The organism is Mesorhizobium sp. M0166, from assembly GCF_040322255.1.
Classification (GTDB): domain Bacteria; phylum Pseudomonadota; class Alphaproteobacteria; order Rhizobiales; family Rhizobiaceae; genus Mesorhizobium.
The window spans coordinates 75342-98501 of sequence record NZ_JAMYTD010000011.1; the positions used below are offsets into that span (position 1 = coordinate 75342).

Here is a 23160-nt window from a genome sequence, read left to right on the forward strand (position 1 = left end):
CGCAGGTTCGCCTTGTCGGCCAGCGGGCTGATCGCATTTGAGCGGGCCGGCACAGGAGCAGGTGCAGCCGTGATCGGTGCCGAGTCGGATTGCCTTATCGTCTTAGCGCCGCGTATGGGCTGTCGATCAGGCGATTGGCCCCGAGTGCGCCGTGATTATCGGACCAGTGAAGGAGGCGCATCGCCGTGAAAGCGCTATCGGGTTGCGGCTGTGTGTGATCGACCGGTTTAGCATCGCAAACCCCGCCGATTACAGACGCAAGAAGGCCATGGCCATGCGCGAGACGCCGGGAGCGTTCTAACCCACGTGGCCGGGCCGCACTTCTTCGACCGAGCTGCCTTCGCGCTGAATTCAGCCGATCCCGGCGCTGCAACAATGCTTTCATTCCAAATTGGGTTACTCGGGCCGTTCTGCGACAAAGAGAGTATCGGAGAGAAGCCCAAGCCGTTCGCGATCCGCGGCGGGTATACGATCTGAATTTATTCGGGTGACAGCAAAGCCGGCGTCCTCGATACGCTCCTTGATATCCGGTCCGTAGGCTCGCACGTGATCCGATCCACCAAAGCGCTCGTCGCGCTCCCTCAGTGACATAGATGGCGTCGCTTCGATCGTTTGGCGATAAATAAGCGGTACCTGGATCCAGACCTGCCCTCGGGGCTTAAGAGATGACCAAAGTTGCCGAAACACATGCCGATCATCAGGCACGTGTTCCATGACATGACTTAATACGACGATATCGAGATCGCTGGTGCGTCGCATGTCCATCAGGTCAATTTTCACGGTATCCGGCCCGTACCGTCCCGGCTCGAAATCGCCTTTGATTAGGTTGCCTGCTTGAGAGAGTCTCTTTGAAAGACCTTTCTCGCTAGGCGCAATCTGGAGAATTTGAAGCTGCCCCGCCGGCAACTTGATAAGCCTACGGTCTAGAGCACAAATCAAAAACCGCTCGCGATCCACCGCATGACAAAGCGGGCAGACAAGAGTGTACGCTCCGAAACGGTAAAAAGCCGCTATATCGCGATCGCAGGCATTGCAGTGATGAGCCTTGCTCGTCGGGAGGACCGTCAGGGCAAAGGCTCTGAGCCAATCTCGGTATGAACGAAGTTTGCGTGTGACTCGCCGCACCGTGATACGATCACCATAGCTGCGAAAAAGAGATAGAAGTCGGCTTCCCCGAGCATTGTTCTTCCCTGATGGTTTCAGCATGTCGCCTCCAAGGTTTTTTCACCCAAGGGGCAATAATTAGTGCCAGCTTATATGAAGTCGAGTCTGCGGAGCAGCAGGTCTCCCGATCGGTCGCTGGCAATGCAGGGCGTGGGAGCCGGGCCCTCGCTGACGCTCGGACAGCCGCCAGCAGGAACTCGCGCTGGCGGGCTGCCAGTCCCATTGTCCTGTTCGACAACCCAGCCTTTGAAGAGAAAATTCGATCATCGTCATTACTGCGTCTTGTCCGCTGCTTCTCGACAATGGCCCGCATGTCAAATTCGCCGGCCAGTCGCTGCGTGCTGGCCTCGCCTCGTCGGCCGAGGTCGACGAACGCTATGTGCAAAAACAGTTCTGCCATACCTCCTCCGAGATTGCCCGCCTCCATCGGCGCCGCAGACATCGCTTCCGCATCAACGTGACCAGAGCCTCCGGCCTCTAAGGAGGCACCCCCCTCCTCTGCCGTCGTTCCGCCGCTCAGGTTCACGCGAACGCTTTCATCCTGAGGGCCAGCAGACTGATTTTCTGTCATTCGGACAGCCCCGGAGCCTCCGGGCCTGTTTCATCGCCAGGACAGTTGGTCTTTCGGCAGCCGACCGCTCGGATCGAACACGTTCACTTTGTGCGGAAGATCGGGGCCCAGTCCCGTAGCACCAGATTGCGGTCTTCCGTCTCCGCGCCCGGAGCAAAACTCGGCACCAGAATTCCAGCGATGCCTTCAGGCCGCATTCGGTCATATATGGGCCAGGATGCAGGTCTCTCTCCGTCGCTGAGAGCCGTGGCCCACGCGCTGCCCATGTCCGCAAGCGTGACAGAAGATTCTCCCCTGCACGGTGCGTGCCCGCGTGGCGTCTCCCAATACGCAACAAGGCCCCTCGCGGGGCCTTGTCCTATTAATTTTGCCCTGAACTCATTTCCCCATCATCTGCTTGGCATTCTCTGGCGTAATCGCGGTCGTAGCCACCGTCACCGTCGGCTCAACCGACGAAGCACAATCAAGCAGAATCTTCTTCGACATCTCGATCGCCTCCTTGGCGCCGGTCGGGTAGGTGAAGGTTGCCGCCCAGTCGCCCTTGGCCACGGCCTCGATGCCGCCGGCCGGGCCCGGCAGGCCGTCGGTGCCGATAATCTTGACCTGCTTGCCCGCGCCCTTGGCTGCAAGCAGCGCGCCGGCTGCCATCATGTCGTTCGAGGCGTAGAGCACCTTGATGTCGGGGTGCGCTTGCAGCATGGCAGAAAAAGCGGTCTGAGCTTTGTCGGGCACCCAGTCGGCGGCCTGCTCGGCCACCACCTGGATCTTGCCATTTTCCTTCACACCATCCTTGAATCCGTTGAGCCGCTCCACTGCCGGCGTCGAACTTGGCAGGCCTTCAAGCACCGCTGCCTCGCCCCCTTCGGGGAGCAGCGTCTTTGCGGTGTACTTGCCCGCTTCGAGCGCGATCTTGTAATTGTCGCCGCCGATGAAGGCGGTGTAGTCTTTACCTGGGTCGCCTACCGTCTTGCGGTCGAGCTCGATCACGGGAATGCCGGCATCCATGGCGCGCTTCACCGCCGGGGTCAGGGGCGCTGCCTCGAAGGGCGAGATCAAGAGCAGATCGACTTTTTGAGTGATGAAGTTGTCGACCTGCGATGTCTGCGTGTTGACGTTGCCGGCGCCATCGGCGATCTGCAGCGTGAACTGCGACACTTCCTTGACCGCCGCGCTCAGTTCGTCATTGACATGCTGGCGGTAGGGCTCGGCGTTGTTTGCCTGCGAAAAGCCGATGATGAACTGGCCGTCCTTGGCGCAGGCCTTGACCATTGGGTCAGCGGCCTCTGCGGTGCCCGCCATGCACAGGCACGTGCCGGCGAGCAGTCCAAGCCGCCAGGCACGCCACGATCCTCGTTCTGTGGTTCTCATGCTCTCTCTCCTCCTTTTTAGGGCCGCTGCGGCCACACCTTGGTTTCTAACGCCTTCCATCTGCCCGCCGTCTGCCTGCTATCTGCCCAAACCCTCGCGGCGGCGCACGAGAGATTGAAGCACGGCCGCCAGGACGATGATCGCGGCCGTCGCGAGCAGCTGCATGGCGGGGGTAATGTTGTTAAGCTGAAGGATGTTGGCGAGCGCGCCGAGCATGATGGTGCCGGCGACGGTGCCGACCATCGAGCCGGCGCCGCCGAACAGGCTGGTGCCGCCGATGACCACGGCCGCGATTGCGGTGAGCTCATAGCCCATACCGTCATTGGCGCTGCCGAAGTTGAATTGACCGGCGTGCACGATGCCGGCAAGGGCGGCGGCAAAGCCGGTGATAGCGTAAACCGAGATCTTGACCATCGAGACCGGCACGCCGGAAATGCGCGCGGCCCGCTCGTTGCCGCCGACGGCAAAGACATAGCGGCCGAAGCGCGTGGTGTTCAATACCAAGGTGGCAATGGCGGCGAAGACGATGAAGACAATGGTCGCCACCGGCACGGTGTTGTTGAACAGACGCTCGCCCAGCACCGCGAAAACAGGTGGCGCCAGGCCGGGACCATCGCCATAGGAAATGTTGATGTACTGGTTGCCCGATACGACCAGCGCGAGCCCCCGCGCCGCCTGCAGGCCGGCGAGCGTGACAATGAACGGCTCGAGGCGAAAGCGGCTGGAAATCATGCCCTGGATCATGCCGAAGACGGTGCCCATTGCCAGCACAGCAAGGACGGTCGGGATAAGCCCGAAGCCGCCGGAGATCATCATCGTTGCGGTAACCACGCTGGAGAGACCGAGCACGGCGCCCACTGAAAGGTCGATGCCGGCGGTGATGATGACGAAGGTCATGCCGATGGCAATGATGCCTGTTTCAGACACCGCACGCACTATGTTGGCCATGTTGTCGGGCGCAAGGAACAGGATCTCGCCATGGCGCCTCGGCGAGAAGATGACGCCGCCCATCGCGACCAGCACCAGGCCGATCAAGCTCTGGAAGCGCACGACCAAAGCGAGCGGATCGCGATGCACCGGTGCTGCCGCCAACGGCACGCCTGCAGCCGAAGTCGTCTCGTCAGACATCAGGTCTCCTTGCCGTTTGCTGCGGCCAGCACCGTGTGCTCGTCGACGCCGCCGATGAATTCCGCTACGTTGCGCCCCTGGCGCAGTACTACGATGCGATCGCATAGGCCGATCAGCTCAGGCATTTCGCTGGAGGCGACCAGAATGCCCAACCCTTGAGCGGCCAGTTGCCTCAGCCGCGCATAGATCTCGCCTTTGGCACCGACATCGACGCCGCGCGTCGGCTCGTCGAGCAGCAGAAGACGCGGATTGCCTAAGATTTCCTTGGCCAGTACCACCTTCTGCTGGTTGCCACCTGAAAGCGCGCCGACGGCGATGTCGGGGTTCTTTGGCCGGATGTCGAACTGACCGAAGGATTGTTTCACCGCCTCCGCCTGCCGGCCCGGCGACATCAGTCCGGCCGGCGAGAGGCGGCGGATCACCGACATGACCAGGTTGAGGCCGACCGCCATCCTCAGCATTAGTCCGCTGCCGCGACGGTCGTCCGTGACGAAGGCGATGCCGGCCGCTCGCGCCGCCCTGATTGAATTGAGCTTCACCTGACGGCCATCGAGGGCGACATCGCCCTCCCAGTGGCCGGAGAGGCCGGTGCCATAAAGCGCGCTGAGAAGTTCGGTCCGCCCTGCCCCCATGATGCCGGCCAGTCCGACGATCTCCCCTTCATGCACATCGAGCGAAAGCCCTGTCGGGGCCTGCCAGCCGGCACTGTCGCGCACCAGCCGGAAGCTTGCATCGCGCAAGCTGAGCAGTGCCCGGCCGACCGCTTTAGCGCGCTGGGGATAAAGCTCGTCGAGCGGACGCCCCACCAGCAGCCGCACCAACTCGGCTTGCGGCGCGTGCGGCTCGGTGACGCCGGCGACGCGCCCGTCGCGCATCACCGTTACCCGGTCTGCAATCTCGGGCACTTCCTCCAGCCGATGCGAGATATAGACGATGCCGATGCCGCTGGCGGCGAGCTTGCGCATGATGTCGAACAGCCTTTCGACCTCACCCACCGTCAGGGCCGCCGTCGGCTCGTCCATGATCAGTACGCGCGATGCGTAGGACAGCGCCTTGACGATCGCCACCACCTGGCGCTGGCCGATCGAGAGATCGGCGACCAGTCGTGCCGGGTCAATGGCGAGTTCGATCGCTTCCAGCCGTCTGCGGGCCTCACGGCGCATCGCGGCCACATCGAGCAAGCCGCCCGGGCGCATTAACTCGCGGCCTAGGAAGAGGTTCGACGCCACATCGAGCGTCGGTACGAGATCGAGCTCCTGGAAGATAGTGGCTATGCCGGCGCCCTGCGCTTCGCGTGGATTGCTGAAGCGCACTGGCTTGCCGTCGATCTCAATCGTGCCTTCGTCCGCCGCGTAGACGCCCGACAGCAGGTTCATCAACGTCGATTTGCCGGCCCCGTTCTCACCGAGAAGGGCGTGGATTTCACCGGCCCTGAGGTCGAAATCGACGCCGCGCAGAGCCTGGACACCACCGAAGCGCTTGACCGCGCCGGTGACCGAAAGCAGCGGCGCGTTCATGTCGGCCTCGCACAGGATTGGCGGGCATGAAGCGTGGCCTGGAGTCGGACGGTGCGCGGCTCCGTCGCGGAGGATGCGATGCGAGCGCTGAGCAAAGCGGCCGCCTGCCGGCCGATCTCGGCGCAAGGCTGCGCCACCAGCGTCAGCCGCGGCTCGAAACAATCGGCCCATTCGAAGTCGTCGAAGCCGGCAAGCGAAAGATCGCCCGGTATCGCCAGGCCCATTTCGCGGATCGCGCGGACTGCCCCGATCGTCGTCATGTTGTTGCCGGTGACCAAGGCCGTGGGTGGCGACGGCAAAGACAGTATGACGCGGGTAGATGCTGTCGCGGACGCGGTGTCGACGTTCCCGACCGACAAATAGTCCGGCAGGCAGTCAAGTCCGTTGGCGGCCAGGGCCGACCGGAACGCCTCGACGCGTTCACGGGTCGTCGCCAAGCCCGGCTGGCCAGCGACGAAGCCGATCCGCTTGTGGCCGAAGGAGGCGACGTGATCGATAAGGGCTCGCATTGCCGAATGGTTTTCGACGCCGATCTGGTCGAAGCGCTCGTCGGCCAAGCGGTCGATCAAGACGCAGGGCAACTTCTTCTCGGCAAGATAGTCGATCGCCCGCTGCGGCGCGCCCGATGGCGCCAGAATGACGCCGTCGACCCGCCGCTGATGGAAAGCACGGACCACCGAAAGTTCGCGATCCGGGTCGTCCTGGGTGTCGGACAGGAAAACCATAAGACCGAGACGCGCGCACTCGGCCTCCACTGCGTAGATGATGTCGGTGAAATAGGGATTGGAAATTGCCGAGATTGCCAGGCCGACGCTGTTGGTCGTCGAGGCTTTGAGAGACCGCGCCAGCTCATTGGGCTGATAGCCCATCGAGGCAATCACGTCGTTGATGAGCTTCGCCTTCTCGGGCGATACAAAACGGGTACGGTTGACTACATGCGACACGGTCGAAACCGACACGCCCGCGCGGCGCGCCACTTCAGCCATTGTCGGCATGGCGGCTCAAATGGGGTGCTCGCAAGCGCTCCTCCCTAACTGCGTTTCCGTCCGCTCTTGTTCTGATTGGCGGATTGAGCGAAACGATATCGCAATCGAAACGTTTGCGCAATCGTTTCGATGCTCAATATGCCGAAAAACGAGATCAGCGGCAGTTCTAGGTGATTGTCAAATGGCGCAATGATGAGGGGCCGTTTCTAACCTCTCGAAAATGGCCAATTGTAGCGCTGTCAGCGCAACGCCTGGAATAGAATTCTGTATTCTGGCCCAGCTGTGGGGCTAGGCGCCGCAATGATCTGGCTTGGCCTCGACACCGGGCTCTTCATTCGCTGGTCTTCGGCGATAGCCAACAGCGTTGAATAAGACCTCATTGTCACAATCTTAGGTGGGAGGAACCTGGTTGACGCATGAGGCGCCCGTTCGGCGCCATGCCCGTGGTCGCCATGCTTGCAGCACCCCAGTGGCTGAAGTCGTCGAAGCTGTGGGTTGGCGATGGGGTGGTAACGTTGGGCGGAGATGGTTTACAAGCCAGTGACGCTTCGAACGGCCGCCGAGTATTTCGTCCCTCCTTCCTGAGCTTCGAAGTTTGTCGCTGGGTCCCGGCCTTTTATCGTGTTATGCTAATAGACCCAAAAGACCTTCCTTGAAGGGAAACGGAAATGTCCGCCATGTCAGCGTTGACGCGGACTTTCATTGCCGCTGTTCTTGTCGGCGGCGCGCTTGTCATGTCGTCGGCCATCGGAGCGGGAGTTACCGAGGATGTCGTGACGGCAACGCGACTCGCGGAATTGCTCCGGGCGGGGCGAAGCATCATCTCGAACTATCAGACGCTCATCAATGACCCTGCTCTTGGCGACAAGCACCTCGACGGTGAGCGCATTGCGAGAGAGGCCATCGCCGCTTACTCAAAACACACCGGTCACGACCCGCTTTCCGGCGAATTGACTGAGCGCGACCGTCGTCTGCTTGAGGCCCAGATTGAGGCGATGCGAGAGGTGGTGAACGAACAGCAAGATAACATCAACCGCGCGGGAACCGCTTTCAAAGGGTTCGTGCCAGCCGTGTTTGCGCGTCTGATGAATGACAAGTTCGCCGCCAAGGCCGGCAACGAAGCTCGGGTGCGGGTGACTGCGCCAGAGCAACTCGTGCGCAACCGCAAATCGCTTCCGGACGCCTGGGAAGCACAGATCATCAAAAGCGTCTTGCTAGATCAGCAGAGAGCGAAGGGAGAAGCCTATACGGAAGTCACAGCGGTGGATGGACGCCGGGCATTTCGAATGCTGCTGCCCGAATACTATACTGGCTCGTGCCTTTCCTGTCACGGCGAGCCGAAGGGCGAGATCGACGTGACAGGATATCCAAAGGAGGGCGGCAAAGCGGGCGATCTGGGAGGCGCGATCAGCATCGTCTTGTTCAAATGAGCGCTTTGGAACAATCACCGCACCGAGTGAAAGCGGTTTCGGCGCCGGCGAGGCCGCTTACACGTCGCTTTGCGAATCTACCGATTTCGGCCCGCATAGCTGCGCTGACAGCGGCCGGCCTTATCAGCCTCATCGTATCCTCCATTTTTCTCACACAGGCACTTTATCGCAGTGCAGATCGAACCGCGGAGACCAAGGCATTTTTCGACGCCGCGTCCACTGCGGCTGCGGCGCACGTAACATTCGGCGAATTGCGATACTGGCTGACCGACCTGTCGGTTAGCTTGTTGATGAATTCGCAGCGTAATGCCGAGCAGGCGCGCGAGCGACTCCTGGCACACCTGGACCGCCTTTCAAAATCATCACCGGATGCGGTCAGGGAAATCCGCGTTGAGATCGATGCCTATGTCAAAACAGCGTTAGAGGCGGCAGACAGCTATACTCAAGACAACCGCATCATCGGCAACACTCTCCTCGCGCAAGCGCGCACCCACAGCGCAAATGTGGATGCTGCGCTTAACAAACTCGTTGAACGAGCGAGCGCCGAGGCAGAAGCCGCCCGGAACGAGGTCGTAACGGAAACCCAGAAAACGGCGACTACTGCTGCTGTTCTGGTGGCCATCGTGGTGATGATCGGGTCGCTTCTCACCATCCTTGTCCTTCGCTCGATCGTCGGCCCGTTGCGGCGGCTAAACCGGGTGATCGGAAATCTGACGGAAGGACGTTACGACGTCGAAATACAGGCAGAGGGAGGGGACGAGCTCGGCGCGATGGCGCGGACGCTTCGGCTTTTCCGGGCGAGCGCAATTGAAAAGCAAAGACTGGAGGATGAGGCGGAGCGGCAAAGACGGACGATCGGAGCGGCACTCGAGGCGATTTCTGACGGATTTGTCCTGTTCGACTCGGAGGACAAGGTCCTTCTTGCCAACAGCAAATACTGCGAAATCTTTCCCGACAATGAGCGAGCTACTCTGCCTGGGAAAAGCCTTCAGGATATTCTGAAAAGTCGCTTGGCGAGCGGACACGTCGACCTTGAGGGCGCGTCGCCGGAGGAGTGGATTGCGAAGAGGCTGCGCATCCAGAAGGATCCGGCAGGCTTCGTCCACGAGGGTCGCTTCGGAGAACGCTGGGTCCGCGTCAGCAAACGAAAGACCCCTGACGGCGGGACCGTCGCCATTTACACCGACATCACGGAACTGAAGCAGAGAGAGGTCGAACTCGAGCGGGCCAAGAGTCATGCTGAAGCGGCAAATGAGGCCAAGAGCAGCTTTCTCGCGTCCATGAGCCACGAGCTACGCACTCCACTGAATGCGATCATTGGCTACAGCGAGATGCTGATCGAAGAGGCGAGCGGCCAGCAAATGAACGAGTTCGTGCCAGATTTGGAAAAGATCGCCGGGGCCGGTCGCCATCTCCTCGCGCTCATCAACGACATCCTCGATCTGTCGAAGATCGAGGCAAACAAGATGGCAAATTTCCTGGAGACTTTCGACGTCGCCGACTTGTTGCGCGATGTCCAGGCCACAGTCGCGCCACTGATGGCGAAAAACCGAAACAGTTTCGTTCTGGACCCCGCGGGCGACCTCGGGAAGATGCATTCGGACCAGACGAAGTTGCGTCAGAACCTCTTCAATCTGCTCAGTAACGCAGCCAAGTTCACCGAGGGGGGCCGCGTAACGCTGGCGATTCGACGCGAGAGGAGATCGGACGGCGACTGGCTGATATTCAGAGTATCCGACACCGGGATCGGGATGACGCCAAAGCAGCAAGAACGGCTCTTTGACGCTTTTACGCAGGCAGACGCCTCCACCACTCGCAACTATGGCGGGACGGGATTGGGCCTCAGCATAACCCGGAGTTTCTGCCGCATGATCGGAGGCGTTGTAACCGTCAAGAGCGAGTTCGGAAAAGGCTCGACCTTCACAATGGAGATTCCAGCCGAGTGCAACGAAGAACCTGGCGAGCAGAAACCCGCCGAGCCGCTGTCGTCGAGGCCGTCGGAACGGGCGGTTCTGATCATAGATGACGAGCCAGCCGCCCGAACTCTCATCGCCAAGGCCTTGGCAGAGGCGGGACTGGCATCGATCGAAGCAGCAAGCGGCGAGGAAGGCATAGCCGCAGCGCGAGCGCATCGCCCGGCCGCAATCATTCTCGACATCATCATGCCGCATCAGGACGGCTGGTCAGTGCTGCGCTCACTGAAAGGCGATAAGGAGCTCTGCGAGATTCCGGTAATCCTTGCGACGATACTTGCAGATCGCGAACTCGGCCTCTCACTCGGTGCGGTCGAATACCTCACCAAGCCGATCGACACCCGAAGGCTTATTCGAACGATAGAGGCTTGCGGCGGCGGCAACCGCGATGTGCTTGTTATTGACGACGATCAAGCCTCGCGCGACTTCCTTCGGCGTATCCTGATCAAGAAGGGTTGGCGGGTTCACGAGGCAAGCGATGGCTTGCGGGGCCTCAAGCTGATGAAGCGATTGCTGCCGCGTTTGGTCCTGCTTGACCTGCTGATGCCCGAAATGGACGGGTTCCAGACGCTGAACGAGATGCAGCAGGTGCCCGAACTGCAAAACATTCCGGTCGTCGTCGTAACTTCGAAGGATTTGTCGGCGGACGAACTCAAATGGCTTCGCGACAGGGCGGTCTCGGTTGTGACCAAGGGCGCAAACAGTCGGTCCCAGTTGGTCGAGGCCCTCGAGCGCCAGATCTTCCCACTTGAGTCGACGGGTGCCGGCAACGCCGATCGCGGAAGCGCCCCTATAGTTGAAGGAAGCCAAAGATGACGAGGATCCTTCTCGTAGAAGACAACGAATTGAACCGCGACATGCTCTCGCGACGGTTGTCGCGGCGTGGGTTCGAAGTCCTCATTGCGGAAAACGGACAATCGGGGGTGGAACTCACCGTTTCGGAAAGGCCCGATCTCATCCTCATGGATATGAGCTTGCCGGTCATGGACGGGTGGGAGGCGACGCGGCGGATCAAGGCCGATCCGGCCACCTCCGGGATCCCGATCATTGCGCTTTCTGCACACGCGATGGCCAGCGATCGCGAAATGGCGCTCGAGGCGGGCTGCGATGACTACGATAGTAAGCCGGTGGAACTGTCGCGACTTGTCCAGAAAATTGAACAATTGCTCGCCGCGAATGGATGAGGCTCGGGCGGACGGTATGAAAATATGACTGCCAAGAACAAGTTCCAACGGCATGCGATCGCCGTCCATCTGGCACAGCAGCTCGCCGGACCGGCGCGGGCAATCTCAGGACTTCAGGAGTTGCTGACCGAACAGGTGCAGGACCTCGGTCTGGTCCACATGACACCCGACCTACAGAAGGTCGGCGCCGCTGCTTGCGAACTGAATGGCCTGATCGACAGCCTGATCCACGGCAAAGCCGATAATGAGAACCGGGCAGGGGTCGAGATCGAGGCGAAACTGCGCCACGACTTGCGAACGCCGCTCAACGCGATCATCGGCTATTCCGAAATGATTCGTGAAGAAGCCGAAGAATTGCGCGAATACGCGCTGGAAGAGGATGTCACGGTGATGCTCGCCGCGGCGGCCGAGTTGTTGGCGCATGTCGATGCAATTGCCGGCCTCTCGCGCGCACCCGACAGCGAGGATCCGCGGACCACGGATCAGGCTGAGATCGATGCGGCAGGGCTCGAACGGGCACTGATCAAGGCAGAGCACGACGCAAGCCCAGGCCACGGGGGGCGCATACTTGTCGTCGACGACATCAGCAGCAACCGCGGTCTCCTCTCGCGCCGCTTGCAACGTGACGGTCATCAGGTAGTCACTGCCGAGTCCGGTCCATCAGCGCTGGCTCACCTGGCGGAACACGAGTTCGACCTGGTTCTTCTTGACCTCCTGATGCCGGACATGAACGGCATCGAGGTGCTCTCGCGATTGAAAGCGGAGCGCCGATGGCGGCATATCCCTGTCATCATGATATCGGGGTTGGACGAAGTGGACGCGGTGGTCCGCTGCATCGAGGCGGGGGCGGACGACTACTTGCCTAAACCTTTCAATCCGGTCCTGCTGCGCGCCCGGATCAACTCGAGTTTGGAAAAGAAACGTTGGCTCGACCGCGAGCACCAGTATCTTCAGCGGATCGAGGCGGAGAAGCGGCGGGCCGACTCGCTCCTCCATGCGATCCTGCCCGGTCAGATCGTGGCACGGCTGCAACGGGGCGAAGAGTTCATTGCCGACCGATTCGATGAAGTGACCATCCTTTTTGCCGATATTGTCGGTTTCTCGAGCATAGCGGCAAGGTTGCCGCCGGCGGACCTGATCAAGCGCCTCGATGGGCTATTCAGCACGTTCGATGTCTTGGCGGAGAAACATTCCGTGGAGAAAATCAAGACCATCGGAGACGCCTATATGGCTGCAGGCGGTGTTCCGGAACCGGCAGATGACCATGCCGACAGGATCGTGGCACTGGGGAAATCCATGCTGGACGCGTTGAAGCCCTTAGCGTGGGGCAACGATAGTTTTCGGATCCGCATTGGCGTGCACACGGGACCGGTGATCGCGGGCCTGATCGGCCGGCATCGATTCGTCTACGACGTCTGGGGCGAGACCGTGAATATTGCAAGCCGGCTCGAGTCTCAGGGCGTGGCCGACCGCATGCAGATTTCGGAGGCAACCAAGCAGGCCCTGCGTACCTCCTGGAAGCTCGAACCGCGCTGCAATGTAGAACTGGCAGGTGTCGGCAGGATTGAAACCTATCTCGTTCAACACTGAACAATGTCTGACTGCCTAAGGGAATTTCGCGAAGCGATGCTTGGGGTCGAAACGATTGCATGCAGCACAAGCGTTGTTTCTCGCCGGAGCATCGGCCGCCGCAGCCAACACAAGCTTGTTAGGCGCCGCAGCCTGGGCGCAGGCGGCCGAACCCTTCAAGCTTCCGCCGCTCGGCTACTCGAACAACGCATTGGAGCCGCACATCGACGCGACTACGATGATGATCCATCACGATCGTCATCACGCCGCTTACGTGAATGCCTGCAATCAACTCGTGCCACTTTGGCCTGAGCTCGCCAGCACGCCGATGGAGGCCATTCTGGCAGATTTGGGCAAGGTCCCGGAAGGCGTGCGCAGCGGCGTGCGCAACAATCTTGGGGGACATTGGAATCACACTCACTTCTGGGAGCTGATGACGCCGGGGGGACCCAACCAGCCCGGTGGCGACCTCAATGCCGCCATAAGCAGCACCTTCAGCAGCTATGCGGGCCTGACCGAAAAGCTCATGGCGGTTGGCCTTGACCGCTTTGGCTCCGGCTGGGTATGGCTTGTCGTGGACAAGGACAAGAAGCTTGAGATCGTCAGCATAACCAGGACACGCCGCTCGAGCTTGGGGCTCATCCAGTGATTGGCCTCGACGTCTGGGAGCACGCCTATTATCTCAAGTACCAGAACCGCTGCGCCGACTACCTCAAGGAATGGTGGAGCGTGGTGAACTGGGACAAGGCGCTCGCCAACTTCAAGAAGTCGATCGGCTGAGGGGGCCGCAGTTCGCAACACCTCATCCATCGCAATTTCGAGTTCGTGATGCTCGATCTCGATTTGTTGTCAGGCCGCTTTTCGACCATAGCAAAAGAACGCCTCCTCAATAGTGGGCCTTGCCATGCAGCGCACCGCCGACTCGAACCCCGAACATGTCTGCAAATTGTTGACGTATCCGACAGGACTCTGAGGCATAGCGAGGATTGCTATAGCTCATTTTTCATGGCATCATGAGTTATAGAAAGGCGCTCTATAACTCATGGTATGGAATTGGGAGCAGACTGACTGGCCGCATTTTACCTACGATAAGAAGGTATTGGAACCGCTGGAAAGCGAGTTCCTGTTGCGGTCGGGCGAGTTGCGGGGCGTCTTTCGTCATGTCGGTGCCGACGATCGCGACCAGATTCGCATCGACCTTATCAGCGAAGAAGCCTTGAAGACATCCGCGATTGAAGGGGAATACCTCAACCGCGAGAGTCTGCAATCATCCTTACGCCAGCAACTTGGCTGGGGGAGCGAGACCAGGCACATTCCGCCGGCCGAGCGCGGTATCGCTGAAATGATGGCCGATGTTTATTTGCATTTTTCCGATGCACTCTCGCATCCCACCCTCTACGCCTGGCACAAGATGGTGATGTCGGGTGAGCGGCGCATCGGGACCATCGGCAGCTACCGCCTGCACGCCGATGCCATGCAAATCGTTTCCAATCGGCTGGATAAGCCCAAACTCCATTTCGAAGCGCCACCGTCGGCCCGGGTGAAGACCGAAATGGACGCCTACGTGGCTTGGTTCAACGAAACTGCGCCCAAAGGCAAGATACCGATTCCGGCGTTGACGCGTGCCGGAATCGCGCACCTTTATTTCGAGAGCATTCACCCGTTCGAGGATGGCAACGGGCGCATAGGGCGTGCCCTCTGCGAAAAGGCACTGGCGCAAAGCCTGGGTGAGCCCAGTCTCATCGCTTTGGCGTACACGATTGAACGCCACCGCAAGCCCTACTACGGCAATCTGGAGGCCAGCAACAAAAACAAAGCGATTACGGCTTGGCTACTCTATTTCGCTAACACGATCCTTGAAGCGCAACGCGTAACGCTTGCCCGTGTCGAATTCTCGATCGCCAAGGCCAAGTTTTACGAACGCTACCGCGGTCACTTCAATGAGCGCCAGGAAAAGGTCATCACCCGGATGTTCCGCGAAGGTATAGATGGTTTCAAGGGCGGTCTCAGCGCCGAGAATTACATCGCCATCACTCAGGCATCCCGCGCGACAGCGACAAGAGATTTGCAGGACCTCGTTGCCAAGGGTGCACTGATTAGAACCGGCGAACGACGATACACACGTTACGCATTGAACACTCTTGCTGGCCGAGCGTAAACCACAACAGAGACAGAAGAAGCGGGCTGTCAAAGAGTCTGCCTGCCTGAGCATCGAGGGGTGGCTGGCTGCAATCTGACAGGAGATCCTCGAGGCCAAGACAATGGTAAGAGTCTGTTCGAACTGCCGCCGGCTACTACCGACCCCAGAGCACCCCGATGATCACACCCTAATTCGGCAGCGGCATGGTCGGCCTTCAAGGCCCTTGGCCGGGAAGTTGGTACCGCTAGTTGGAATCAGGCAACACCCGTTTCTGAACTGGATTTTGAAGCCGCGGATAAGCGGCTATGATGAGCGTGCCGAATGCAGGTAAGGTTGAGGAGGCCTCGAACAATCGGCATTAAAGGAGACTACGTCGATGACGAACGTTCGCGCCCTTGTCCTTGAACGCCAGCACGAACTCAAGCTGCGTGACATCGATCTGCCACAGACCGTGGGCCCGGGCGAAGTTCGCATCAAGATCCATACGGTGGGCGTCTGCGGCTCTGACGTGCATTACTACACGCATGGCCGCATCGGCCCGTTCGTGGTCGAAGCGCCGATGGTCTTGGGCCACGAAGCCGCCGGCACCGTCGTCGAAACAGGGGAAGGCGTCGAGCATCTAAAGGTCGGCGACCGCGTCTGCATGGAGCCGGGTATCCCCGATCCCAATTCGCGGGCGAGCCGGCTCGGCCTCTACAACATCGATCCGGCGGTCAGGTTCTGGGCAACGCCGCCGATCCACGGTGTGCTGACGCCCTATGTCGTCCACCCCGCCAACTACACTTTCAAACTGCCCGACAATGTCAGCTTCGCCGAAGGCGCCATGGTGGAGCCCTTCGCTGTCGGAATGCAGGCGGCTGCCAAAGCAAAGATCGCGCCGGGCGACACGGCGGTGGTGATTGGCGCAGGGCCGATCGGCACGATGGTGGCGATCGCGGCGCTCGCCGGCGGCTGCGCCCGCGCCGTTGTTGCAGATCTCGCCCAACCCAAGCTCGACATTGCCGGCGGCTATCAAGGCGTGATCCCGGTCAACGTCCGCGACAAGAACCTGGCGGCGGAGGTAAAGCGCCTGACCGATGGCTGGGGCGCCGACGTCGTGTTTGAATGCTCGGGCTCGTCCAAGGCATGGGAGACCCTGCTCGATCTGCCGCGGCCCGGTGGCGTGGTGGTGGTGGTCGGCCTGCCGGTGGCGCCGATCGCATTCGATGTCGCCACCGCCTCGACCAAGGAAGTCCGCATCGAAACGGTGTTCCGCTATGCCCACCAATATGAGCGGGCAATCGCGATGATGGGGTCGGGCCGGGTCGACCTAAAGCCACTCATTTCGGCGACCTTCCCCTTCGAAGATTCCATCACCGCCTTCGACCGCGCAGTCGAAGCACGGCCGGCGGACGTAAAGCTTCAGATCCGATTGCCGGATTAAGGCGAGTTCCAAAGCCCCCGGGCTGTCCTCCCGATCTCCTCAATGCGTTCCGTAGCTTCCTTGGGGTGCCAAAGTTGGCGGCCCCGAGCGCTTTTGATGCTGGTACACGGCATTTGCCGGCGGCCCTCCCTCCAAAAACAACCCCGTACCCGGCGATCACGGCATCCTCTGGGACCACGAGCAAATCCCCTGAGCCTGACGGAACCGACACTTGACAAATCGGCGGCCGTCCGACACGTTCTTAACAAAAGGCACAACAAACTTACAAAAGTTCAAGTTGGCACAATCTGGCCGATAGGGAGAAGGCCGATGCGTCTCTGTGACCGAGCGGAGATTTGCGCGTGAGCACGGTGACCGTGACCCGCGAAACGCCCAGATGGGCCCTGCCCCGGTTCATGACGGCCGAGCATCCATTCCCCTGGCTCGCGCCGATCACGGTTATGCTTCTCGTTTTCGGGATCTACCCCCTCGCCTATTCGGTCTGGCTGTCGTTTCACAAACGCAATGTCGTCTCCCGGCAGCTTGACTTCGCCGGGCTCCACCAATGGACGCGGGCCTTCTCGGATGCACGTATGTGGCATTCGCTGGAAACCACGCTGATCTACACCTTCGTCGCGCTTGCGGTTCAGCTTGCGCTCGGCATCCTCGTTGCCCTTCTGCTTGACACCGATCGCAAAGGTTACGGTGTGCTGCGGGCGCTGATGACACTGCCGCTGGTGGTGCCGCCTGCGGTGACCGGAATGATGTTCCTGCTGATGCAGGACGGCTCTTTCGGCGTCCTGTCGTTCTACCTCTATGCCCTCGACCTGATCTCGCCGGCACAGCCGATCCTGACGCAGCCCGGAACCGCATTGGCGGCGATCCTGCTGGCAGACATATGGCAATGGACGCCGTTCATGGTGCTCATCATCCTGGCAGGGCTCAGGGCGCTGCCGAAGGAACCTTTCGAAGCCGCCGCAATCGACGGCGCCAACGGCATCCAGACGTTCTTGCGGCTCACATTGCCGATGCTGCGCAAGGTGATAGCGGTCGCGGTGCTGATCCGCGGCGTCGATCTCTTTCGCATCTACGACTACGTTTACATCATCACCGCCGGCGGGCCGGGCACGGCCACCGAGACACTTTCATTCTACGCGGGTCGAATCTACTTCACCGGAGATTTTCCCTATGCCGCGACCCTGTCGCTGATCGTGCTCGTCGTCTTGATCGTCGTGTCGAACCTGTTCGTCAGGCTGTTCAAGGTGAGGTTCTGATGGAGTCGTCGCGCGCCCAAGCGATCGCCCGTGACGTGCTCGCCGTCCTGGTGGTGGCGATCTTCATGTTCCCGATCGCGTGGTGGGCGCTGTCGTCCATCAAACCCTATTCGGCGATTTTCGACCGCAGCGGACCGGTTTACACCGGTTTCACGCCAACGCCGGACAATTACCGCGTGACGCTGCTTGGCGTTTCGCGCGTCGACATCGGCATGGAACAGGGCGGCGAGGCGGCCGGGGTCATCAAGGGTGGCGCCAGCTCCTACGATTCCCGCCAGTCGTTGCTCGACAGCGCCATCATAGCCGTCGGATCGACGGCGCTGACGCTGCTGCTGGCCACCCTGGCCGCCTATTGCCTGTCGCGAATGCAGTTCAGCGGCCAGCAGTCCTTCCTGTTCTGGATACTCTCGCAGCGCTTCATGCCGCCAATCGCGATCGTCATTCCAATCGTTTTCATGTTCCGCGATCTCGGGTTGCGCGATACCTATACGGGGCTCATTCTCGTTCACAGCTTGATCAACCTGCCGCTGGCGGTTTTGCTTTTGAAGTCGTTCTTCGACGATGTTCCGCGCGAGGTTGATGAGGCGGCGCTGATTGACGGCGCGACGCGTTGGCAGACGTTCCGACGCGTCGTCCTTCCCATGGTCAAGGGCGGCATCGCTGCGACTGCCGTGCTGTGTTTCATCTTTTCGTGGACCGAGTTCCTGCTCTCACTGTTCCTGACAACGTCGATCCGCACGGTGCCGGTGAAGATCTCGACCTTTGTCACCTCGACCGCGACCGAGTGGGGCTACATCACAGCGCTCGGCACGTCCGCGATCATACCCAGCTTCATCTTTATCCTGCTGGTTCAACGGCATCTGGTCCGCGGCCTCACCCTCGGATCCCTGAAGGAGTGAGGCACAGACGAGAAGAACGACGACAAAAACGCAATGGAGGAACGATCATGAGCTTCAGTGAACACGACAAGAAGACATTCGTCGCCGATACCTGCAACGACTTTACGGCGCGCCGAATAACCAAACGCGACTTCATGAGGAAGATGGCGCTCGCCGGTGTCGGCTTTTCGGCCTTCGGGTCGGCCATGCTAGGAGGCGGCCGTACCAATCGGGGGATGCTGGGGCTCGGGGTTGAGGAAGCCCGCGCCCAGGACGCCGATATGCTGAAGTGGCTGGCCGACGTCGGCAAGCCTTATGCCGGCACCAAAATCCGCTACACTTCGGAAGCGACGCCGCCAACGATCGTGGCCAACCAGCTTGTCGCGGGTGAATTCACCAAGGCAACCGGCATTGAGGTGGAAGTCGAGATCGTGCCGCTGGAGCAGGTTCTCGCCAAGGCGACGCAAGACGTACAGGGCCAGCTTGGTACGTACGACGTCTACTATCTCGATCAGTCCTGGATGGCGACATTTGCACAGGATGTCGTCGATCCGCGCGAGTATTACGACCAGAACAAAGAACTGGCGATGCCCAACTTCGACTGGGACGATTTCTCCAAGCCGCTAGTCGACGGCATCGCCATGTACAACGGCAAACAGTGCGGAATTCCATTCGATATTCCGATCTTCATCCTGATGTACCGCAAGGATCTTTTCGACAAACACAACATTGCGCTGCCGACAGACCTCGACGCCTATCTCAAGGCCGTGCAGGCGCTCACAGAGGCAGAAAAAAGCAACGGCATCTTCGGCACAGCATGCCAGGCGAAGTCAGGCCATTATTCGCTGGAATGCGACTGGACCTTCGCATTGTGGGGCCATGGCGGTTCCATCTTCAACAAAGACAAGAAGTTTGTCGGCAATGACGAGCGCGGGGTGGCCGGGCTCAAATTCTATCAGGAGCTGGTCAAGAACTCGCCGCCCTCCGCGACGACTTGGACCTGGGACGGCCAGGGACAGGCACTGACACAGGGTCAGGCCGCCATGGCAATCACCTGGGGCGAAGATTTCCCCGGCTTCGACGCCAATGATTCCAAGGTCAAGGGCCTGTTCGAGGCCCTGCCCGCGCCCAAGGAAGTTCCTGGCCGTCGCGCCGCCGCAGATTGCGGCTTCAACGAAATCCCGGCCGTCGGTCACCAGGGTGGCTCGACGATCTCGCTGTCGCAATATTCCAAGAACAAGGAAGCAGCATGGCTGTTCATGCAGTGGGTCTGCTCGAAGGATGTGATGGCGCGGGTATCGACGCTCGGCGGCGGCGCCTCGCCGATGCGCAATTCCTCTTTTACAGATCCTCGGGTCAAGGCGAAGGCCGTTGTCGGCCCCGGAACGACACGTCATTTCGACGCGATCAAATACACGATCGACAATCAGATGGGATCGGAGCCGGACATGCCGATCTGGGCGGATCTGTCGAACAACGACATTCCGGTTGAGCTCGGCAAATTGCTTACGGGCCAAGACTATGGCGGCGACGCCAAGGCATGCCTGGATGCCATTGCCGGCATTGTCGACGGCAAAGTCAAGGATGCCGGTCTTTAGCGGGTAATCGGTGATTTGGGCGAAGGCGGTTTCGACCGCCCTCGCCCGTTGGCAACGTGGCGGCAATGGTTCCTGATCTCGTCATCGGCATTGATTCCTCGACCTCGGCAACCAAGGCGATCGCCTGGGACCGCAATGGTCTGGCCGTGGCCGAAGGTCGTGCACCGCTTGCAATGTCCAATCCGCGTTCGGGCTATTTCGAGCAGGATCCGGCCGAATGGTGGGCCTCGACGGTCACGGCGCTTCGTGCTGTCGCGGCAACAGTTTCGCCGGCACGCATTGCCGCCCTTGCGATTGCCAACCAACGCGAGAGCTTCGGCCTTTTCGACGAGCAGGGCCAGGCGGTCGGGCCTGCAACGCTCTGGCTCGATGAGCGCGCCCGGGGGAAAGCACGGCGCTTCGGCGAGAGTTTCGGCGCGGCACGCGTCCACGCAATATCCGGCAAGCCGCTGGACGTCATTCCTTGCCTTTACCGCATGATCTGGTTTCGCGAGGAAGAGCCCGAGATTTTTGCCCGCGTGGAGCGGATGGCCGAAGTCCATGGCTATCTGGTCTTTCGCTTGAGCGGCCGGTGGGTGACATCCACCGCATCCGCCGACCCGATGGGCATACTCGATATGCGAGCCATGGACTGGTCGAACGAAATACTGAACGCGGCAGGCGTCCCCCGGCGCATGATGCCGGACCTGGCGCGGCCCGGCACCGTTCTGGGTCAACTGACTTCGGAAGCGGCCATTTCGACGGGCCTGCGCGAGGGCACGCCGATCGTCGCAGGCGGCGGCGATGGTCAATGCGCCGGCACGGGCGCTGGTGTGTTGCAGCCGCGATGCGCCTACATCAACCTCGGCACGGCGGTCGTCTCCGGCAGCTTCGGCACGGCCTACGTCCACGACCAGGCCTTCCGCACCGAGACGGCGGTCGCCGATGACGGCTATATCTACGAGACGTGCCTTCGCGCCGGCACTTTTCTTGTCGACTGGATGGCGCGCGAAATGCTTGGCGTCGATCTGCATGGCGCAAATGATGCCCTGGAGGCGCTCGAGGCCGAAGCCGCTGCCAGCCCGATCGGCGCAGGCGGCATAATGCTCCTGCCCTACTGGCAGGGTGTCATGGACCCACACTGGGATAGTGCGGCCCGTGGTGTGATTGCCGGGCTTTCGGGCTCGAGCCGCCGCGGCGACATCTATCGCGCCGTGCTGGAAGGCATAGCGCTGCATCAGGCCGCGACAAGTCAGCGGGCCGCTGCGGCTGCCGCCCAGACTATCGACCAGTTCATAGCGATCGGCGGAGGAGCGAAGTCCGACCTGTGGATGCAGATTCTGGCGGATGCGCTCGATCGTCCCGTAAAACGTTCGACGACGGTGGAAGCCTCCTCGCTTGGCGCGGCGATGGCGGCGGCAAAGGGCGTGGGCTGGTTTTCCGCCATCGCCGAAGCGTCGCTGGCAATGGCCAGCGAGCCGGCCAGAGCCTTCGAACCGGACACGAAACGGGCCGCGCTCTACGCCGAGCTTCGTGCGATCCATGCCGATCTTTGGCCTACGCTTTCAGCCTGGAACCAGCGCCTCGCGGCCTTCATGCAGGCCGATCATGGCTAAAGCGACCAACTGGAACGCGTTGATCGAGGACGTCGTCGCAGGACGCTGGACAGATCCCAAGACAGGCGCAGCTGCGGTCCTGCCGTTCCAGACAATCGAATTGCTGGAGACGACGGCGGGCCGCGAGGCGGATCTCGTTGCGCCGCTGAAGCTAGGCGGCCGCATCGCCGTGGTCTCCGATGTCAACACCGTCGATGTAATGGGCGGGCGCGTCGCGAGGGCGCTGCGTGCCATCGCCGGCATCGACGAAATCGTGTTGCCTGACGGCCTCGACTGCGATGAGGCAACGATCCAGATGGTCAGGCAGAGGACGCGTCATGCCGACGGTGTCGTGGCCGTCGGATCCGGTGTCCTCAATGACAGTTGCAAGCATGCAACCTTCCTCGATGAGCGGCCCTATGCCGTCTTCGGTACGGCCGCCTCAATGAATGGCTACGGCGCCTCGACAGCATCGGTGACCTTGGCCTCCGGGCTCAAGATCTCGCTGCCCTCGCATGCTCCGCGGGGCATATTCCTGGACCTTGGCGTGTCGGCCGCAGCACCCGCCTGGCTCAGCGCCGCCGGCCTTGGCGATAGCCTCTGCCGCTCCACGGCCCAGATCGACTGGTGGACTTCACATCGGCTGTTCGACACCTACTATTCCGAGGTGCCTTACCTGCTGCAGGCGGGCGACGAGGGGCCGATGCTGGCCCACGCGCCTGGCCTTGCCAGGCATGACATCACCGCCGTCGGGCATCTCCAGCGCGTCTTGACGCTGTGCTCGATGGGTGTGTGCTTTGCCGGCGTTTCCCATCCCGGGTCGATGGGAGAGCACCAGATTTCCCATTGGGTCGACATGTTCGCGCAAGACCATCATCCCGGCACCACGCACGGCCAGCAGGTCGGGGTTGCCTCGCTGGTCATGGCGCGTCTGCAAGCGCGGCTGCTCGACATGGATGAACCGCCGCAGGCAAAGCCGACCGTCATCGACGAGGCGGCGATGCTGGCCCGCTATGGGGCGCAGCTCGGACCACTTTGCATTGCCGAGATGAGGAAGACGGCACTCGACGCCAGCCAGACGGAAAGCTTCAACCGCAGGCTTGCGGAAATCTGGCCGGCCCTGCGCCAGGAGGTTCGGCCGATGGCTATGCCGGTCGCCCGCATGGAGGCGGCGCTCAAGGCTGCCGGGGGGCCGGTCACCGGCGCGGACCTGGGCCTGCCACGCGCGCTTTGGCACGATGCCATCCGCTATTCGCGGGAAATCCGCGGCCGATGGTCCTTTGTCAATCTGGCCGCCGATGCGGGGTTGCTAGAAGAGTTTCTGGAGAACGAATGGTGAGACCGCATCCGATCGCCAATGGCTAGCACGGCGAAAGTGGAATCCACAGGCAAGGGCAATCGAAG

General features: G+C 60.9%; 16 protein-coding genes and 3 pseudogenes. 13 read left to right on the plus strand and 6 right to left on the minus strand.

Annotation, left to right across the window (positions count from 1 at the left end):
• Positions 1-396: 396 nt before the first annotated feature.
• Positions 397-1206: a class I SAM-dependent methyltransferase gene (locus NKJ46_RS14915; protein ID WP_352665733.1), complete on the minus strand. Its 810-nt coding sequence runs from the start codon at positions 1204-1206 to the stop codon at positions 397-399.
• Between the two features lie 274 nt (positions 1207-1480).
• Between NKJ46_RS14915 and NKJ46_RS14920 the strand changes: the two are divergent.
• Positions 1481-1645 (plus strand): annotated as a pseudogene (locus tag NKJ46_RS14920) (integrase); the annotation flags it as partial.
• 120 nt (positions 1646-1765) lie between these two features.
• On the opposite strand, the pseudogene NKJ46_RS14925 reads toward NKJ46_RS14920, so the two are convergent.
• The 5 genes and pseudogenes from NKJ46_RS14925 to NKJ46_RS14945 form a co-directional block, all read right to left on the minus strand.
• Positions 1766-2031: pseudogene (locus NKJ46_RS14925) on the minus strand (RES domain-containing protein); the annotation flags it as partial.
• Positions 2032-2113: 82 nt separating this feature from the next.
• Positions 2114-3103 carry a substrate-binding domain-containing protein gene (locus NKJ46_RS14930; RefSeq protein ID WP_352665734.1) on the minus strand — a complete coding sequence of 330 codons (990 nt, stop codon included), beginning with the start codon at positions 3101-3103 and terminating at the stop codon, positions 2114-2116.
• A gap of 78 nt (positions 3104-3181) precedes the next feature.
• Positions 3182-4231 (minus strand): ABC transporter permease, encoded by a 1050-nt coding sequence (locus NKJ46_RS14935; RefSeq protein ID WP_352665735.1) that lies wholly within the window; start codon positions 4229-4231, stop codon positions 3182-3184.
• Entirely contained in the window at positions 4231-5748 is a 1518-nt protein-coding gene (locus NKJ46_RS14940) for a sugar ABC transporter ATP-binding protein (protein ID WP_352665737.1), read from the minus strand. The genes NKJ46_RS14935 and NKJ46_RS14940 overlap by 1 nt, the downstream gene beginning before the upstream one ends.
• Positions 5745-6743 (minus strand): LacI family DNA-binding transcriptional regulator, encoded by a 999-nt coding sequence (locus NKJ46_RS14945; protein ID WP_352665738.1) that lies wholly within the window; start codon positions 6741-6743, stop codon positions 5745-5747. The genes NKJ46_RS14940 and NKJ46_RS14945 overlap by 4 nt, the downstream gene beginning before the upstream one ends.
• Positions 6744-7402: 659 nt before the next feature.
• On the opposite strand from NKJ46_RS14945, the gene NKJ46_RS14950 reads away from it, so the two are divergent.
• The 12 genes and pseudogenes from NKJ46_RS14950 to NKJ46_RS15005 all read left to right on the plus strand — a co-directional run bounded on the left by NKJ46_RS14950 (position 7403) and on the right by NKJ46_RS15005 (position 23095).
• Positions 7403-8164, plus strand: a complete 762-nt coding sequence (locus NKJ46_RS14950) for a Tll0287-like domain-containing protein (RefSeq protein WP_352665739.1) — start codon at positions 7403-7405, stop codon at positions 8162-8164.
• On the plus strand, positions 8161-10953 hold the full coding sequence (locus NKJ46_RS14955; RefSeq protein ID WP_352665740.1) for a response regulator: 2793 nt from the start codon (positions 8161-8163) through the stop codon (positions 10951-10953). Before NKJ46_RS14950 ends, NKJ46_RS14955 begins: the two co-directional genes overlap by 4 nt.
• Positions 10950-11321: a response regulator gene (locus NKJ46_RS14960; protein ID WP_352665741.1), complete on the plus strand. Its 372-nt coding sequence runs from the start codon at positions 10950-10952 to the stop codon at positions 11319-11321. Before NKJ46_RS14955 ends, NKJ46_RS14960 begins: the two co-directional genes overlap by 4 nt.
• Positions 11322-11345: 24 nt before the next feature.
• Positions 11346-12911, plus strand: a complete 1566-nt coding sequence (locus NKJ46_RS14965) for an adenylate/guanylate cyclase domain-containing protein (RefSeq protein WP_352665742.1) — start codon at positions 11346-11348, stop codon at positions 12909-12911.
• A 190-nt stretch (positions 12912-13101) separates the two neighbouring features.
• Positions 13102-13670: pseudogene (locus NKJ46_RS14970) on the plus strand (superoxide dismutase).
• Between the two features lie 262 nt (positions 13671-13932).
• On the plus strand, positions 13933-15048 hold the full coding sequence (locus tag NKJ46_RS14975; RefSeq protein WP_352665743.1) for a Fic family protein: 1116 nt from the start codon (positions 13933-13935) through the stop codon (positions 15046-15048).
• A gap of 358 nt (positions 15049-15406) precedes the next feature.
• Positions 15407-16453, plus strand: a complete 1047-nt coding sequence (locus NKJ46_RS14980) for an NAD(P)-dependent alcohol dehydrogenase (RefSeq protein ID WP_352665745.1) — start codon at positions 15407-15409, stop codon at positions 16451-16453.
• A gap of 341 nt (positions 16454-16794) precedes the next feature.
• A complete protein-coding gene (locus NKJ46_RS14985) occupies positions 16795-17706 on the plus strand; it encodes a carbohydrate ABC transporter permease (protein ID WP_352665746.1) in 912 nt (303 codons plus the stop codon).
• Positions 17706-18605 (plus strand): carbohydrate ABC transporter permease, encoded by a 900-nt coding sequence (locus NKJ46_RS14990; protein WP_352665748.1) that lies wholly within the window; start codon positions 17706-17708, stop codon positions 18603-18605. Before NKJ46_RS14985 ends, NKJ46_RS14990 begins: the two co-directional genes overlap by 1 nt.
• 47 nt (positions 18606-18652) lie before the next feature.
• Positions 18653-20182 carry an ABC transporter substrate-binding protein gene (locus NKJ46_RS14995; RefSeq protein WP_352665749.1) on the plus strand — a complete coding sequence of 510 codons (1530 nt, stop codon included), beginning with the start codon at positions 18653-18655 and terminating at the stop codon, positions 20180-20182.
• Between the two features lie 65 nt (positions 20183-20247).
• Positions 20248-21777 (plus strand): xylulokinase, encoded by a 1530-nt coding sequence (locus tag NKJ46_RS15000; RefSeq protein ID WP_352665750.1) that lies wholly within the window; start codon positions 20248-20250, stop codon positions 21775-21777.
• Positions 21770-23095: an iron-containing alcohol dehydrogenase gene (locus NKJ46_RS15005; RefSeq protein WP_352665751.1), complete on the plus strand. Its 1326-nt coding sequence runs from the start codon at positions 21770-21772 to the stop codon at positions 23093-23095. Before NKJ46_RS15000 ends, NKJ46_RS15005 begins: the two co-directional genes overlap by 8 nt.
• Positions 23096-23160: the final 65 nt, after the last annotated feature.

Excerpts from the sequence above, each read along its gene's own strand:
- NKJ46_RS14955 (WP_352665740.1), top strand. The coding sequence starts at position 8,161 with ATGAGCGCTTTGGAACAATCACCGCACCGAGTGAAAGCGGTTTCGGCG.
- NKJ46_RS15005 (WP_352665751.1), top strand. The coding sequence starts at position 21,770 with ATGGCTAAAGCGACCAACTGGAACGCGTTGATCGAGGACGTCGTCGCA.
- NKJ46_RS14995 (WP_352665749.1), top strand. The coding sequence starts at position 18,653 with ATGAGCTTCAGTGAACACGACAAGAAGACATTCGTCGCCGATACCTGC.
- NKJ46_RS14930 (WP_352665734.1), bottom strand. The coding sequence starts at position 3,103 with ATGAGAACCACAGAACGAGGATCGTGGCGTGCCTGGCGGCTTGGACTG.
- NKJ46_RS14990 (WP_352665748.1), top strand. The coding sequence starts at position 17,706 with ATGGAGTCGTCGCGCGCCCAAGCGATCGCCCGTGACGTGCTCGCCGTC.
- NKJ46_RS14950 (WP_352665739.1), top strand. The coding sequence starts at position 7,403 with ATGTCCGCCATGTCAGCGTTGACGCGGACTTTCATTGCCGCTGTTCTT.
- NKJ46_RS14940 (WP_352665737.1), bottom strand. The coding sequence starts at position 5,748 with ATGAACGCGCCGCTGCTTTCGGTCACCGGCGCGGTCAAGCGCTTCGGT.
- NKJ46_RS14965 (WP_352665742.1), top strand. The coding sequence starts at position 11,346 with ATGACTGCCAAGAACAAGTTCCAACGGCATGCGATCGCCGTCCATCTG.
- NKJ46_RS14945 (WP_352665738.1), bottom strand. The coding sequence starts at position 6,743 with ATGCCGACAATGGCTGAAGTGGCGCGCCGCGCGGGCGTGTCGGTTTCG.
- NKJ46_RS14960 (WP_352665741.1), top strand. The coding sequence starts at position 10,950 with ATGACGAGGATCCTTCTCGTAGAAGACAACGAATTGAACCGCGACATG.
- NKJ46_RS14975 (WP_352665743.1), top strand. The coding sequence starts at position 13,933 with ATGGTATGGAATTGGGAGCAGACTGACTGGCCGCATTTTACCTACGAT.
- NKJ46_RS14915 (WP_352665733.1), bottom strand. The coding sequence starts at position 1,206 with ATGCTGAAACCATCAGGGAAGAACAATGCTCGGGGAAGCCGACTTCTA.
- NKJ46_RS14980 (WP_352665745.1), top strand. The coding sequence starts at position 15,407 with ATGACGAACGTTCGCGCCCTTGTCCTTGAACGCCAGCACGAACTCAAG.
- NKJ46_RS15000 (WP_352665750.1), top strand. The coding sequence starts at position 20,248 with ATGGTTCCTGATCTCGTCATCGGCATTGATTCCTCGACCTCGGCAACC.
- NKJ46_RS14935 (WP_352665735.1), bottom strand. The coding sequence starts at position 4,231 with ATGTCTGACGAGACGACTTCGGCTGCAGGCGTGCCGTTGGCGGCAGCA.